Annotated in this window: 18 protein-coding genes and 1 tRNA gene; 6 read left to right on the top strand and 13 right to left on the bottom strand. The window is 46.4% G+C overall.

Annotated features, from left to right (window positions below):
* Positions 1-412 precede the first annotated feature (412 nt).
* From FCL42_RS14875 to FCL42_RS14845, 7 genes are all read right to left on the bottom strand, one after another.
* Entirely contained in the window at positions 413-856 is a 444-nt protein-coding gene (locus FCL42_RS14875) for a hypothetical protein (protein WP_136864214.1), read from the bottom strand.
* Positions 857-1,267: 411 nt separating this feature from the next.
* Positions 1,268-1,723, bottom strand: a complete 456-nt coding sequence (locus FCL42_RS14870) for a hypothetical protein (protein WP_136864213.1) — start codon at positions 1,721-1,723, stop codon at positions 1,268-1,270.
* A complete protein-coding gene (locus FCL42_RS14865) occupies positions 1,723-2,100 on the bottom strand; it encodes a hypothetical protein (RefSeq protein WP_136864212.1) in 378 nt (125 codons plus the stop codon). The genes FCL42_RS14870 and FCL42_RS14865 overlap by 1 nt, the downstream gene beginning before the upstream one ends.
* 239 nt (positions 2,101-2,339) lie before the next feature.
* Positions 2,340-2,843: a hypothetical protein gene (locus FCL42_RS14860; protein ID WP_136864211.1), complete on the bottom strand. Its 504-nt coding sequence runs from the start codon at positions 2,841-2,843 to the stop codon at positions 2,340-2,342.
* A 229-nt stretch (positions 2,844-3,072) separates the two neighbouring features.
* Entirely contained in the window at positions 3,073-4,050 is a 978-nt protein-coding gene (locus FCL42_RS14855; protein ID WP_136864210.1) for a transposase, read from the bottom strand.
* A gap of 513 nt (positions 4,051-4,563) precedes the next feature.
* Complete coding sequence (locus tag FCL42_RS14850) at positions 4,564-4,803, bottom strand: DUF2164 domain-containing protein (protein ID WP_136864209.1); 240 nt, start codon at positions 4,801-4,803, stop codon at positions 4,564-4,566.
* Between the two features lie 48 nt (positions 4,804-4,851).
* Positions 4,852-5,232 carry a VOC family protein gene (locus FCL42_RS14845; protein WP_136864208.1) on the bottom strand — a complete coding sequence of 127 codons (381 nt, stop codon included), beginning with the start codon at positions 5,230-5,232 and terminating at the stop codon, positions 4,852-4,854.
* A gap of 159 nt (positions 5,233-5,391) precedes the next feature.
* Here FCL42_RS14845 and FCL42_RS14840 point away from each other — a divergent pair.
* A tRNA-Ser gene (locus tag FCL42_RS14840) sits at positions 5,392-5,482 on the top strand.
* Positions 5,483-5,883: 401 nt separating this feature from the next.
* On the opposite strand, the gene FCL42_RS22055 is transcribed toward FCL42_RS14840, so the two are convergent.
* Complete coding sequence (locus tag FCL42_RS22055; RefSeq protein WP_324612882.1) at positions 5,884-6,555, bottom strand: MFS transporter; 672 nt, start codon at positions 6,553-6,555, stop codon at positions 5,884-5,886.
* Positions 6,485-7,036, bottom strand: a complete 552-nt coding sequence (locus FCL42_RS22050) for an MFS transporter (protein ID WP_324612881.1) — start codon at positions 7,034-7,036, stop codon at positions 6,485-6,487. Before FCL42_RS22050 ends, FCL42_RS22055 begins: the two co-directional genes overlap by 71 nt.
* A 96-nt stretch (positions 7,037-7,132) precedes the next feature.
* Here FCL42_RS22050 and FCL42_RS21940 point away from each other — a divergent pair, with 96 nt between their 5' ends.
* Together FCL42_RS21940 and FCL42_RS21935 are read left to right on the top strand one after the other, a co-directional pair.
* A complete protein-coding gene (locus FCL42_RS21940; RefSeq protein ID WP_229359878.1) occupies positions 7,133-7,612 on the top strand; it encodes an AraC family ligand binding domain-containing protein in 480 nt (159 codons plus the stop codon).
* 11 nt (positions 7,613-7,623) lie between these two features.
* Positions 7,624-7,908 carry a helix-turn-helix domain-containing protein gene (locus tag FCL42_RS21935; RefSeq protein WP_229359877.1) on the top strand — a complete coding sequence of 95 codons (285 nt, stop codon included), beginning with the start codon at positions 7,624-7,626 and terminating at the stop codon, positions 7,906-7,908.
* Positions 7,909-7,984: 76 nt separating this feature from the next.
* On the opposite strand, the gene FCL42_RS14825 is transcribed toward FCL42_RS21935, so the two are convergent.
* Positions 7,985-8,353 (bottom strand): DoxX family protein, encoded by a 369-nt coding sequence (locus tag FCL42_RS14825; RefSeq protein WP_136864207.1) that lies wholly within the window; start codon positions 8,351-8,353, stop codon positions 7,985-7,987.
* Between the two features lie 99 nt (positions 8,354-8,452).
* Here FCL42_RS14825 and FCL42_RS14820 point away from each other — a divergent pair, with 99 nt between their 5' ends.
* The gene (locus tag FCL42_RS14820; RefSeq protein WP_136864206.1) at positions 8,453-9,349 is read left to right on the top strand and encodes a LysR family transcriptional regulator; all 897 of its coding nucleotides are present in this window, start codon (positions 8,453-8,455) and stop codon (positions 9,347-9,349) included.
* A 205-nt stretch (positions 9,350-9,554) separates the two neighbouring features.
* Here FCL42_RS14820 and FCL42_RS14815 read toward each other — a convergent pair whose 3' ends face one another.
* The 3 genes from FCL42_RS14815 to FCL42_RS14805 form a co-directional block, all read right to left on the bottom strand.
* A complete protein-coding gene (locus FCL42_RS14815; protein ID WP_229359876.1) occupies positions 9,555-10,853 on the bottom strand; it encodes an NCS2 family permease in 1,299 nt (432 codons plus the stop codon).
* Positions 10,854-11,229: 376 nt separating this feature from the next.
* Positions 11,230-11,568: a hypothetical protein gene (locus FCL42_RS14810; RefSeq protein ID WP_136864204.1), complete on the bottom strand. Its 339-nt coding sequence runs from the start codon at positions 11,566-11,568 to the stop codon at positions 11,230-11,232.
* 284 nt (positions 11,569-11,852) lie between these two features.
* Positions 11,853-12,143: a putative quinol monooxygenase gene (locus FCL42_RS14805; RefSeq protein WP_136864203.1), complete on the bottom strand. Its 291-nt coding sequence runs from the start codon at positions 12,141-12,143 to the stop codon at positions 11,853-11,855.
* A 152-nt stretch (positions 12,144-12,295) separates the two neighbouring features.
* On the opposite strand from FCL42_RS14805, the gene FCL42_RS14800 reads away from it, so the two are divergent.
* Both FCL42_RS14800 and FCL42_RS14795 read left to right on the top strand, forming a co-directional pair.
* Positions 12,296-13,000 carry a pseudouridine synthase gene (locus tag FCL42_RS14800; RefSeq protein WP_136864202.1) on the top strand — a complete coding sequence of 235 codons (705 nt, stop codon included), beginning with the start codon at positions 12,296-12,298 and terminating at the stop codon, positions 12,998-13,000.
* A gap of 169 nt (positions 13,001-13,169) precedes the next feature.
* A complete protein-coding gene (locus FCL42_RS14795) occupies positions 13,170-13,655 on the top strand; it encodes a DUF1097 domain-containing protein (protein ID WP_136864201.1) in 486 nt (161 codons plus the stop codon).
* Positions 13,656-13,663: the final 8 nt, after the last annotated feature.

Genomic DNA, 13,663 nt, shown 5'->3' with positions numbered 1-13,663 from the left:
TAAAACGCATGCATACCCCTTTGGGGGTATTGGCCAGAAAACCGATTTAGGATCACTGTATAGGCCATGTTTTACTGAAATCAGTTTGAGTTTTTGAATTTTTTTACTGTGAAAAACTGAAAAATAAGATGGCGATTCCATGGTCTTTCAGAAGGAGCATATCACCAGATATTTGAAGGAAAAACTACGGATGCAGTATGGTGGGAGCTCAGCATTTAGACACGCACTTTCCAGCGTATTGTAAGTGGATGTTCCTATTGCGATGCGTCAGTCTAACTGCTGTTGAGAGTTCGCTAAAACAGGTCAGGTTTACAGTATTCTCGCCCCAATGAAATGGACGTGGGTATGTTATAATTGCTATCGCTCACATGCCTGCCACCAGAAGCATTTATTTGAATATCCTTGGGTGTTTTTAATACCAAGGTTCTAGCGTGAGCATTGCTACATAGTAATTTAAAGTTGGCATGCCAACTATAAATAGAAAAAATCCAATTAAACTAAGTAGCTTCCTAGTAACAGAACTATAAGTAAAGTTTAGGTCTTTCACACACTTATCAGTATGGACATATTTACTAACTAACGGCCACCAAATGACCGAGTTAATGAACATGTATGGCACAATTGGTTTTACTTCACTGTTTGCGCTGCACAACTCCCAGTAACTGACCCCTATGCAAGCAAGCAATAGGTGAATAACGACATTAATCTGCGTAGCCAAAACCACACTCGAAAAACCTAAGCTACCACCAAGTGCAGGCTTAGTTGATAAAAACCAACCGTAAGCCGTCACCACTTGCACTAATCTCGTAGGAAACAGGTAAATTTTTAAAACACTATTAATAGTTGATTTATCCATGATGAAAACTTAATTCCTGGGGGGAATGGGAAAGCAACCTTATAAGGCACTCCCATATCAATCTGCTTCTGATAGTTCTTGTCAAGAATGTCCATCGCTTCTAAAGTATCGCTCCCCATAAAACCCTATTCAATATTGCATCGAACTACGGACCGCCATCTTAGCATCAGACTTTCTGTTTTCTGCTACTTGGCATCACTTCAGCCTCCAGACAATGAGAACTAAGCGTAGGCCATCAACAAGTTGCTTCTACTAATATAGGTGTTGCTAGAACAAATTCACCACTTTAAATCGTGAAAAAATCACCTTGAGACTTAAAAAAAAACCATTTCACCAGCAGTTAAATGATAGCCACTGATGTGGGTGTCCTAGGTATTAATTGTTTACTACCGTTCAAAACTGGCTAGCAGCTTATTCTGAAATACTTAACAAACTAAGATCACAATTTACCGCATAAGATTTTGATTTTCTTGAAGTGCGGAATACCTTTTTATTTTCGGAATCCAGTCCATCTTCCACAAAACCGATATAGAAACGATAGACTTCATTATCAATCGTCAAAAACTTAAAGAATGTAAAATCAGATATTACTAATTTCGCTCTTCCATCCTTCCCATCTTTCGTCCTTATCTCTCTGACGGGTCTATAATTTTTTATGCAGTGGTAAAAATCTCCAAGCTTACCATGTTGAAGACTTTCCCCCAGCTCTAAAGAGTACTCTGTATTTTCGTCAATATACTGAAATGTCTCAAGGGCTAAATCATCCTCTTTTCCAAGCTGATATATTAAGGTCGTAATAAATACGAGAAATATCAAGCTAGCTAACATCACTATGCTTTTTGGTTTGAATACTTTTGCTGAATTCATTAATCCCACCAATTCTTATAGTTAAAACTAAACACATCTGAAGCAACCCCTTCACCACCTCTTACAAAGCCTGAGTGTAATGGAAGGGGTTTAGCCAAATTGGGAGTAGAGAAAAGAAGCGAAGTTTGGAAACCGGTAAGGCGGCCATCATTTGTATTTACCAAACCTGCACTAAACGTAGCAAGATTAGCATCAAATTCTCCCCCATAAATCATAAACTTACCGTCTAGTGCGGCTTCATAGTCAAAGGTTGGATAAACCGAAAGTTCGCCTCCGATATGAGCTTGTGGCATGGGAACTCCTAAATTAGCAGCAAACTCTCCACTTCCATAAAGCCCATAAACAACATCCCCAGCGACAGAGCTACGGACAGCCATCTTAATATCAAAACGATTTCAACAAATATCGAACAATAGATAACTGACTAAACTCATGAATATGTCGTAGCTAACATGCGTAAAAATCAGCTTAGACACATAAATTACGAGAAAACTGAGACTTTCAAAAACTAGCTACTTCTCATCGTGCCCGGGCGCGACGAGTTTAAAACGAAAACTGAAGATGAAGGCCAGATCTACGGATAGCCATCTTAGCAATAGCCACTGATGTGGATATCCTAGGTATTGCTCTTGAATCTAGATTGTATCCACAACTCTAAAGTTACGAGTAACGCTAGGAATGCAGAGACCCCCAACCACACTCCAAATGTTATAAATATTGCAAACAGTATTAAGAAAAAGGTTAAGCATTCAGGAATCATCCTATGTTCTCGTTGAATTAATCCTTCTGATTGATAGAACTCTTCAAGCTTACGCTGAGTTTCGTCGTTAATGAAGTAATTCTTTAAAACCTTACTAGTAAGCATATAAATTACCAAAAACAATATCGATGTTGGGGCAATAAAATTCTTACTATGTACCCTTCCATAGTCATATGGCCAGAAGTCTAAAATCACTTCTAACAAACCAGCAGAAACAATAAATTGAAATACACACGCCGTCAAAACCATTGAGACTGGGAAACTAATAGTTTTCAGTGCCGATACATAAGCATTTTCGCTAGGGCAATTTGCCTCTACATTTTTACGAATGAAAAAATAATAATACGTTAACAATTTCATAAAACACAGTCGCTTCTACCAGAACTACGGACAGCCATCTTAATATCAAGCCGATTTCAACAAATATCGAACAATAGATAACTGACTAAACTCATGAATATGTCGTAGCTAACATGCGTAAAAATCAGCTTAGACACATAAATTACGAGAAAACTGAGACTTTCAAAAACTAGCTACTTCTCATCGTGCCCAGGCGCGACGAGTTTAAAACGGAAACTGAAGATGAAGGCTAAGCAAGGAGCCGCTTTGCTTGTGGTGCCCCTCGAATACGGCTCAAGTTGTCGGCTTGTCTGCAGCTACGCATGCTCTGCTCACGCCCTGCGAGGTGACAAAACTGATACTCAAATCCTTGAGTGAGCTCCATCCAGCTTTCAATATCGATTGAAAGCCGAGTCAGAATGTCTTCTGTTCCTTTGGTAATGTGGCCTGTCTTGCCTTCGCGAATGGCTCTTCCTGAAAACTCTATCAGTTCTAGATAATCATTTAGATGACAAGGTAGTGTGCTGTACTCGATATCCTTGCTATCAAAGGCTTTTAGGCGTTCTGGCTGTTTTCCTTGAAGCGCTGCGCGAATGCGCATTTGAATGCTGGTGAAATTTGACGACTCCGGCGTTTTGGCAATATCCGCACGGATTGGATTAAGGTCAACGTAGGCCATGCACGATAGCAGAGCTTGTTCATCCAACAGAGCTTGAGATTTAAAACGTCCTTCCCAGAAGCGGCCAGTGCACTTGTCTTCTTTATTGGCTTGGCGTGCGATGTATTCATTTAATGCCCGCATAAACCAACTGATGTCGGTGAATCGTTGCCGATACTCTGCGATAAGCTTCTCCACTTGGTGAAGTTCCCAGCTCTCCATTGATTCACGCTCTTGGGCATCAACGTATTTGCGAGTCAGATTGGTGCCACCAAACAGTTGATGCCAACGCTCAATCACTTCCAGTTCTGACCAGCTTTTCGCAACATCGGTGTTTACATAAAGCACGACATGCGTGTGATTACTCATTACCGCAAAGGACAAGACCTCTACCGCAAACACCTGAGTTAACGACAATAACCGGTTTTGAACCCATTCTCGCCGATGCTCATAGGATTGACCTGTATAGGGGTCTTTACCACAGAGGTAGGCTCTGCGAACGCATCGAGTCACGCAGTGATAATACCTCGTGTCTTCCAAGCTGACTTGCTGCTTCCTGGCCTTTGGCATCGCTTAGCCCTCCAAACACTGAGAACTAAGCGTAGACTATCAGTGAAGCACCTTCACTATTATGGGTGTCCAAAGATGCACTAAAGATGCAAAGATGGGTACCAAAGATGGGTAGAAGATGCTTCCTGGTGTCCGAAGATGCTTTGAACTCACTCGTGCCTGAAAAACCCACTAACAGAGCTTCAATAGCTGCCAACGCCTCGATTCTTGCGGTTTCTTTGTGATTCACTCATCGATAAGTGAACTTTTTGCAAATAACCGCTAACCCAGAAAGTCCTAATAAGTCGCTATTTCTAATAATTAAGACTTAAAACCTAAGTACAGCTCCGCCCGTCACTCAAGCTGTGGCTAGCACCTACGGAACTACCTAATTTATAAAGAATATTATCGAGGTGACGCCGAATTAAAGGCAATATCAAAGAGCCACAGTGTTTGTGCGAGATCTCTCGCGAAGAATACTCAGCTCATCAAAGTCAGGTCAGAAAAGTTTGAAAAACTGACATTACATAGCGATTACGACTGTTCCAGCTCGTACACCACTTCTGTCGCCAGTTCTAATCGCTCGAGGATTGCCGCACGAGCGTCCTCTAAGCCTTGGTTGTAGAACTTAGGGCCAATCTTCTTCACCATAAAGTCCACCAAGAACTCCAACTCAAATTGCCCTAGCTCAAGCTGCAATTCATCTTCCAGATAGGTGGCGATGTCGTTGTAGAGTGCTTGTTTTTCATCTTGCTCAAGTACGGTGGATTTCATTGATAGACCTCACTTTAAAAGCTCAGTCTATCAACCACTTCAGCAAACTCACATAGGCAGATAGGTAATTGCCGCAATCACTGCACCTTGAGGATCTTGAATCCAGCAAAACCGACCCACTTCTGGGATATCTTCAGGGCCAAACAGCACCTTACCACCTAGCTCAGTGACCTTGCTGGCCACCGCATCAATGTCATCAACAGTAACATAGCCAGTCCAGGCTGTTGGAACATGAGGATCAGGAGACTTCATAATGCCGCCAATCCCCTCATCATCAATCAAGATGATTTCGTAATCGCCTTGAGGCATGGGTTTGGTTTCAAACTGCCAACCAAAAACTTGCCCATAAAACGCTTTGGCGGCAACAGGATCCGACGTAGAAAGTTCATGCCAGCTGACGGCACCGTGAGTAGTGAATGGTGAGCTCATGGGATGAGTCCTATGTTGGGGGGATTGAATAGAGTGTAGACAATGAACTCAAAATCCCGACAATCAGGGAGGCAAAAGCGGTTATTTGTCTAATGAACAAGCACTTAAACAACTTTGCTCTTTACAACCTCCGCCAGCTTTTCTATTATTCGCGGCGTTGGAGAGATGGCTGAGTGGTTGAAAGCACCGGTCTTGAAAACCGGCAAGGGTTAATAGCCCTTCTAGGGTTCAAATCCCTATCTCTCCGCCATACATAAAAAAGCCACCTACTCAGGTGGCTTTTTTGCATTCTGTAATCGAAGAAATTCGAGAGATAGGGTGCAGAAAGGAGCGAAGCGACTAACATCGCATGCGATGGCCTGAAGGGCGATTGAGCTTGCGAAAGAGTCACCCTAGTTTGGGTTCCAACAAGCGTAGCGAGTAACGCCGCTCGCGGCGGCCGAGCTTGCGAGGGAATCAATCCCTATCTCTCCGCCATATTTAAAAACCCGCCTAACTGGCGGGTTTTGTCGTTTCTAGGTTTGATAAAAGTGAGATAGGGTGCAGCACCCTAGCTTGGGTTCCAACGAGCGCAGCGAGTAACGCCGCTTGCGAGGGAATCAATCCGCTAATTCTTATTTGCTTCGCCGGAAATAATAGAAACCTCTGATTTCAAGAACTCTTTGGAGAAATAGCTGTTGTGGCAATACCTCTAGCGAAGGTTGCTACACCTATAACACCGCTAAGCAAAATCAGTGTTACTCCAAGGTTATTCAACTCAGCAGACAACATTAAGCCGCTACCAATCAGCAAGTAATACAGCAGTCCAAACAGAGCCCCAGCACTTCCCGCACAGTGGCGGTAGTTAGCCAGCGCCGTACTCAAAACATTCGGTATAGCGATACCAAAGGCCATTACCACGACAGCCATAGGCACTAGTAGCCATATGGAATGCTCAAGCAGCCACAAACTAACTGCGCCAATCAGTAGTAACCCTGCCGCCAGCCCAAGTAACTTGCCCTGCGCAGCGCCTTTAGCCAGTAAAGCTCGGTTTAGTGCACTGCCTACAAGAGTGCTGACTCCAAGAACCACACCGCTATATCCAAACTGTTCAGCGCTGGACCCAAGGTTCGCAAAAATGGCGCTGCCCTGCTGATAATAGGCAAACAAAGCGATGTTATAGGCAGCCACTAATATGGCGCTCAACCAGATATAGCGGTCTCTCAGCATTGCCCAAACTACTCTGCTTAACGCCATCGGCTGATGGTTAGATTTAGTTTCTGGTAGTCTCAATGCAGTGCAAACTAGCAGCAGTAACGCACTGATGGACAACGCCTGGAACACGTAGGAGTAGCCGCCCAATTGGGTTAATTGGCCCCCCCAGAAACATCCCCAGTACCGGGCTTAGCCCAAGGCCGATTCCCATCAAGCTAAATACCTGCCCAAGCTCTGCACCGCTATAGCTATCACGCAACATGGTTTGAGTAACAATAGAGCCCACTGCGGCGCCAAAGGCACTGAGCGCTCTAAGTATCAGCAACAGAGTAAAATTCTCGGTTTGGGTCGCCAACAAAGTAGCCACGCCATAAATTCCAAGCCCCAACAACATCGCTGGGCGGCGGCCAATTTTATCTGCCAGCACGCCAAAACTGACCACGCCAACGGCAAACGCCAAAAAGTAGACCGAAAGCGTCTGGGCGGCGCTTTGGTAACTCACTGAAAAGTGTCTGGCAATGGAGCCTAAGGCCGGGCTGTAGATGGTCTCAACTATCTGCGGGAACATCAGCAGGGTTAGCATCAACCAGATAGAAGGCTTACGCATCATAATTTTTACTCTCAAGATAACTTGACGCGCAGTCTAGATCTGACCACCATTGACCCAATATCAACATCCGAACCAAAAACGTCGACAATCGGGCATATGGCCCTCATTCACAACAACCGCCCTTTTGACCCAGATGCCATCCCCTCACCAGTAGTGGGAATCGCGCTTGATGCTCATCAGCACGATTCCGGCATGCACCAGCACCGTAAAGGGCAACTGCTCTATGCCCCTTCCGGTTGCATCAACTTTGCCTTCGAGCAATCAATCAGCATTTTGCCGCCTACAAGAGCCGTGTGGATTCCCGCTAATACGCCCCATCAAGCGGTAATGACCAAGGTAGTGGCTTATCGCTCACTCTATTTTGATGCCACTGAATTTCAGTGCCCTCAGCAAGTGCGCACCATCAAAGTCAATGCCTTACTCAAAGCGTTGATCAACAAGATGGCACTGTGGGAATGGGATACCGAACCCCAGCAGATGCGCAACACCAACGCGCTCTTTTGGGAGGAGTTTAATCAGCTCCGGCATACGATTTGCAGCTTACCCTGCCCTCGAATCGTCGCTTTCGTGATCTGAAAAAACAGTTGATGGATGAAGCCTATCTACTGCCCACCTTGACACAGATGGCCCAAAATATCGGTGCCAGTAGCAAAACCATCAGTCGCCTCTTTAAAGCCGAAACCGGCATGAGCTACCAACAGTGGCGGCAACAATGGCGACTGCTGAAAGCGATCAAGCTGCTGTCGCAAGGCCTAGCGGTAATTGACGTCGCCCATCAACTGGGGTTTTCATCGGACAGCGCCTTTATCGCCTCTTTCAAAAAACTGACCGGTCAAACCCCATTGGCATTCATCAATAGCAGCGGCGGCTAAGGCCAAATCGTCCTCTTAAACGCTTAGTTCACAGAGAAATGAACCCATTGCCGCCATTCGATCCACAGTCGCCCACTCAGTAAAGTCGACAATGCTCAAGCATCGGCCACAGTACCCATAACGACAGCAATAGGGTGATCATCGCGGCAATGCCGTCTTTCCAACTGTCATATTTAAGGTGACAGCCGATGGCACCCGCCGACGTTACTGCGAGCAGGCCAGCCCCAATTATCTGACTGACGACGCTCGCAAAAAGCAACGCATCAACAAGCAATAACGCCGCTCCCACCTCAATTACACCCACGGCAAACATCACTCGCCGATTTAAGCCATAACGGTGGAAAAATTGCAGCTGTGTCTCAAATACCACCTTAATCCAGCCAAACATCTTGATGCTGCCCGCCAGCAAAAAGAACCCAATTAACACACTCTGAGCAACGATCATGGTTATCCCCTTAAACAACAATAGGCAGATTTAACCATTCCCAAATCCATGGTTTGCACTCCATAATAAGGCTAGTTAGCATTCCAAATAGGAATACCAATGGATAAATTGATCTGCATACGCGTCTTTTCTCAGGTGGCTCACCTTGGCACTTTTACCGCAGCTGCTCAGGCGCTTAACACCACTCAAAGTGCAGTGAGCAAAAAAGTTCGCTGGCTGGAACAGGATCTGGGCTTTGCCTTGTTTCATCGCCATGCCCGAGCCGTTACCTTGACCGATGCAGGCCATCACTACCTAGGCGTTGCCCAGCAGCTGCTCGAGCAGCTACACGCGACTGAATCTGCCCTTCGGCATGAACAAGCTCAGGTTAGTGGAACACTGACCCTATCTGCGCCCAGCGCGTTTAGCACCCAGTTACTGGCACAGCCATTGAGCGAGTTTCTTGAACTGCACCCACAACTGCAGGTGAACTTGTCGGTCACGGATCGATTTGTGGATCTCATCGAGGGGAATGTGGATGTAGCGATACGAGCCTCTCAACTGAAAGATTCTGGCCTCAAAGCTCGTTGGTTTATGGACCATCAGCTGGTGTATTTCGCCAGCCCCGACTATCTGAGCAAACAACCAAAATTAGACGTGGCGGAGGATCTCACTCAGCATCAGTGCCTTACCTACTCCCTCTCAACACCTTCCGATATTTGGCGCTTTGACGATGGTCATCAGATCACCAAAGTCACGGTTAATGAACGCTTTCGAAGTGACAACCCTGAGATGCTGGTCGCCATGGCAAAACAAGGTTTAGGCGTGGCGGCGATGCCCAATTGGATGGTCACAGAGGAGATTAATCAAGGCAGTTTGAAACAGGTGCTAGGCCAATATCGAGTCAGCAAGTTGCCCATGTATCTGCTGCATAAAGACGGTAATCATTGCCCTCAGCGCATTCGCGCCTTTATCGACTTTATGGTTCAGTACTTCGACATAGCTCGGTCAAACTAAACAGCAAGCTAGGTTTCCCAAGCTTGCTGCGCACTTGCCCTATTCCAACCTGATTAATTAAGTAGTCACGAAATACTGGGTTCAATCACCACACGAGACGCCATTGCTAGTGAGCCTAACAATCCGTCTCGCAATAAAGAGTGAATCGCCCTAGCCCCTCAAAAGGCAGCACGTGACAGTGTTCAAGTACTTAATCAGATTGGCATTAATGACCATCGATAAAGATAAACTTCACTAAGAACAGCGCCGCCACCACAATCACACAAGGGTGTATCTGGCGCCATTTGCCACAGCCAAGCTTAATCACACAATAACTGATGAAACCGGCGGCAATGCCTTCGGTAATGGAGAAGGTGAACGGCATCATCACCGCAGTGATAAAGGCTGGAGCGGCTTCGGTGAGATCGCTCCAGTCCACCTTAGTCAGACCCGCAGTCATCATTACGCCAACATAGATAAGGGCGCCAGCGACCGCATACCCCGGAACCATGGCTGCCAACGGCGACAGGAAGATAACCCCCAAGAACAGCAGCCCCACCACCACCGAGGTCAAGCCAGTGCGACCACCTACTGAGGCGCCTGACGAGCTTTCAATGTAGGCGGTTACGCTAGAGGTTCCCATGTAGGCACCAGCCACACTGCTCAGAGAGTCCACTTGCAACGCTTTGCGCATGTTCGGAAAACGACCTTTATTGTCCGCCAGCCCGCAGCGCTCAGTGACCGCAATCATGGTACCTGAGCTATCAAACATGCTCACCAGAGCAAATGAGAAGATAACCCCCGCTAACCCCACATCCAAGATTGCCGACAGGTCCAGCTGAGCGAACACGCCATCGATCGCTGGAGGCATGGACGCAATGCCGTAATACTCCACATCCCCACACAAGGCCGCCAATACGGTAACCGCTAACGTGGCAATCAATACCGCGGAATTAACACCTCGATAGGCCAGAATTATGATGATAAAAAAGCCCAGCGAGCCCAGTACTGCAGGCAATGAGGTCAGATCGCCCACCTTAACCAAGGTGTTGGGAGCCGCGACCACAAGCCCAGTGTTCTTAAATCCAAGCAACGCAATCAGTAAGCCAATACCAGCGGGAATGCCGATGCGTAAGCTGGCGGGAATGTTCTCCAACAACCATTGACGCAAACCAACAATGGACACCAGAGCGAACACCACTGCCCCCCAAAATACGGTGCCCATGGCAACCTGCCAGCTAACTCCCATTCCCAAAGTCACTGAAAATGCGAAGAAAGCATTCAGTCCCATGGCCGGCGCCAACGCAATAGGCAGATTTGCGAACAACCCCATGGCAATGCTGCCCAATGCTGCCGCCAAGCAGGTCACAACAAAAACCGCTTGAGTATTCATCCCCGCCGCCCCCAGAATTTGAGGGTTGACGAACACGATGTAAACCATGGTCATGAACGTGGTAAAACCGGCGATCACTTCGGTGGATGGCGAGGTGCCATTCTTAGACAATGAAAACCATCGATCTAACAACAAACCCAGCTTAGATGCGGGCTGGTAACTGTCTTGTGAAGGTACAGGCGAGGCTGAAGAGGTAGGATGCTGCATTGACTTAGTGCTCAACGTAAAAAAAAAACCCGCTGGAGCGATGCCAGCGGGTCCTTAAAAATTAAACCTCAAGCGAGTGAATGAGTCATCGACGATCGCTCAATATGTGAGAGGAATCACTGTTCTCAAAATAGAACAATCAAGACCGGTTCCGAGGTTTTAAGCACAACTGAAGTGAAACCTCAGACATAAGTTCAAGCAAGAAAATCGTTAAAGTTGACCAATATTCAATGCCTTAACCATTAGGTAGCCAAAGGTGTTCCCAGCCTGGAATCACGAACTTATCACAAGGTCAGTTGGTTTAAATAAAACCAAGCCATTCACATTTGTACCTGGTAACTTGAGAAGAGATGCTATTGAGCTGTTTCGCGGATTCAATTTTCCCTTCAGAAATTAACTCCATCACATAACTCTGTAGCTGATCTTCGATTAACTCTAAAGTCTGCTTCACTTTTACCGCCAGCCCCCAAATTGAATTAAACAGTGGCGACTCAAATGTATTACAAAGGGATTTTATTGAGCTTTTTGGTGCGTCTAAATTAGCATCATTCCACTCAGATAACTCCTGCTCTAATGCCAATGCTCGAGTATGGAAGTCTTCAAGAACTTTGCACCAGTAGTTTTGTTTTTCTTCGTTCATCGTTTACCCCTTTCACTCATTGAAGCTCCATCTCCACTAGACTCCCAAACCAATCATTAGCCCATATAGACTCATAATCAACCACTAAATAGACCATAAAGAGCCATTGAGACATAAATCACACACTGAGCGATCGGAATTTAAACAGATAAGGAGATGAATACTACTTAGGTAGTATCACCACAATCTTTAATGTAAGAGGTATATGAATTTCTTGCATTGCTTAGCAACAATAATATTACATTAGTAAAAAACCAGCCTTCACATGGCTGGCTTATTCCACATTAACCAATTTTCGTCATCTCATTGACCGTAAATGAAGCAACGCAGCCATCCGTTGCCGCCAGATAGTCTTTGATATGTTGGCTTTCCATGTGCTGCTGCCACAGCTCACGAGATTGCCAATTTTCAAAAAACAGAAAGTGGGCTGGATTATGATTGTCTTGATGAAGATCGTAATTAATGCAGCCGGCCTCAGCACGAGTTGCCTCAATCAGTTTCATTAATTCCGATTTTACCAACTCAACTTTCTCTTCATTGGCCATGATATTGGCCACGATGGTCAGTGTGCTCATTAGTCGCTCCTTAACATTGGTATCAGCAGTGGCATAGATTGCACAATCTAGCGCTTCAAGCGTAGAGCGTAAACTCTGCAGCGACAAACCATTCGCCAACAGCGTCGCAATGGATACAATGACCAGCTCATTCACCCCAACAACGGTTCTCCATGCGTCTTGATCGCTTACTTCAAAAACTCACCCGCCAAAGCAACAAGCAGGTTCTAAAGTGGCTTGAACAAGGCCAGGTGCAACTTGATGGCCGACCTTGCCTTGATGGCAGGGCGAAAACCACCGAGTTTTCTCAGATCCAGCTCAATGGAGAGGCCATTTACGGAAAGCACGGGCAATACTGGCTAATGAACAAGGACGCGGGCGTACTCAGTGCGACCTCAGATCCACAGCACCCAACGGTGATAGAGGCGCTCAAAGCACTGCAGCCAGACCTTGATGTTAGTGATATCCATATTGCTGGGCGGCTGGATCGCGCCACCACAGGGCTACTCATTCTTACCAACGACGGCCGCTGGTCGAAAAAACTCACTCGCCCCGAGGTAAAGATCCCTAAACGCTATTTGGTCACCACCCAAAACCCCATCGCCCCAGAGGCCGAGACACGATTTAGGGAAGGGATCTACTTCGCTTACGAGGACATCACCACCTCGCCCGCTGAGCTAACGCTGATCAACGAGACTCAAGCTTGGTTAACCATCTATGAAGGTAAATATCACCAAATTAAGCGCATGTTTGGCACGTTCCGTAATCCGGTGATCGGTCTTCACCGAACTCAGATAGGCCAAATTCACTTAGAGGCGGATTTGGCCCTAGGCCAAGCAAGACCGCTCACTTCCCAAGAAATTGAATGGCTGAATTGATCGTCAAACAATCCTTTTTGAAAATTAATAACCAAAAATGGCGTTATTAATTGGTTACTTAACCAATTTCACAGGTTAACCGCCCCACCGTGTGATCAATGTCACTAGAATGTGAAAGAAATTTAGCTACACTCAATCGCCTTGAATTAAACACCTTTAGGGCTGCACCATGTCTGTACTTGTTGCCATCGCTATTACTACCGGCCTACTCTCTGCCGTTTGGGGTTGGGCATCCATCGCTTTAGGCTTACTGACTTGGGCAGGATTTTTAGGATGTTCCACCTTTTTTGCCAACCCAGCCGACGGCGCTAAGGGCCTGACCCTCAGCATCGCCAGTAACATGAGCGGCGTATTTTGGGCCATGGCAATCATCCATCTGTCGCAAGTCGGTGGCGGCGAGATCTGGAGTTACGTGGTGACCGGCGTCATCTCAACCTTCATGTGCCTGCAAGCCAAAAAAGACTGGCTTAGCTTTATTCCTGGCACCTTCATCGGCAGCTGTGCAACATTCGCTTCAGGGGGTGATTGGCAGCTAGTGGCGCCTTCACTGGTGGTCGGCGTTCTGTTTGGTTTCTCAATGAAAACGTCTGGCCTTTGGCTGCAAGCCAAGCTGGCAAAAGCCGAACCTCAGCCAGAGACCGCACGCCAGCAATAACCAAACAA

Origin of the sequence: Ferrimonas aestuarii (assembly GCF_005116665.1) — a bacterium.
Taxonomy (GTDB): Bacteria; Pseudomonadota; Gammaproteobacteria; order Enterobacterales; family Shewanellaceae; genus Ferrimonas; species Ferrimonas aestuarii.
This window is presented reverse-complemented; position numbering and strand designations above follow the sequence as displayed.

Excerpts from the sequence above, each read along its gene's own strand:
- FCL42_RS14870 (WP_136864213.1), bottom strand. The coding sequence starts at position 1,723 with ATGAATTCAGCAAAAGTATTCAAACCAAAAAGCATAGTGATGTTAGCT.
- FCL42_RS14860 (WP_136864211.1), bottom strand. The coding sequence starts at position 2,843 with ATGAAATTGTTAACGTATTATTATTTTTTCATTCGTAAAAATGTAGAG.
- FCL42_RS14825 (WP_136864207.1), bottom strand. The coding sequence starts at position 8,353 with ATGATCGTTGCTCAGAGTGTGTTAATTGGGTTCTTTTTGCTGGCGGGC.
- FCL42_RS14845 (WP_136864208.1), bottom strand. The coding sequence starts at position 5,232 with ATGAGCTCACCATTCACTACTCACGGTGCCGTCAGCTGGCATGAACTT.
- FCL42_RS14865 (WP_136864212.1), bottom strand. The coding sequence starts at position 2,100 with ATGGCTGTCCGTAGCTCTGTCGCTGGGGATGTTGTTTATGGGCTTTAT.
- FCL42_RS14850 (WP_136864209.1), bottom strand. The coding sequence starts at position 4,803 with ATGAAATCCACCGTACTTGAGCAAGATGAAAAACAAGCACTCTACAAC.
- FCL42_RS14855 (WP_136864210.1), bottom strand. The coding sequence starts at position 4,050 with ATGCCAAAGGCCAGGAAGCAGCAAGTCAGCTTGGAAGACACGAGGTAT.
- FCL42_RS22050 (WP_324612881.1), bottom strand. The coding sequence starts at position 7,036 with ATGATGCGTAAGCCTTCTATCTGGTTGATGCTAACCCTGCTGATGTTC.
- FCL42_RS14805 (WP_136864203.1), bottom strand. The coding sequence starts at position 12,143 with ATGAGCACACTGACCATCGTGGCCAATATCATGGCCAATGAAGAGAAA.
- FCL42_RS14875 (WP_136864214.1), bottom strand. The coding sequence starts at position 856 with ATGGATAAATCAACTATTAATAGTGTTTTAAAAATTTACCTGTTTCCT.
- FCL42_RS14795 (WP_136864201.1), top strand. The coding sequence starts at position 13,170 with ATGTCTGTACTTGTTGCCATCGCTATTACTACCGGCCTACTCTCTGCC.
- FCL42_RS21940 (WP_229359878.1), top strand. The coding sequence starts at position 7,133 with ATGGCCCTCATTCACAACAACCGCCCTTTTGACCCAGATGCCATCCCC.
- FCL42_RS14800 (WP_136864202.1), top strand. The coding sequence starts at position 12,296 with ATGCGTCTTGATCGCTTACTTCAAAAACTCACCCGCCAAAGCAACAAG.
- FCL42_RS14820 (WP_136864206.1), top strand. The coding sequence starts at position 8,453 with ATGGATAAATTGATCTGCATACGCGTCTTTTCTCAGGTGGCTCACCTT.
- FCL42_RS21935 (WP_229359877.1), top strand. The coding sequence starts at position 7,624 with ATGGATGAAGCCTATCTACTGCCCACCTTGACACAGATGGCCCAAAAT.
- FCL42_RS14810 (WP_136864204.1), bottom strand. The coding sequence starts at position 11,568 with ATGAACGAAGAAAAACAAAACTACTGGTGCAAAGTTCTTGAAGACTTC.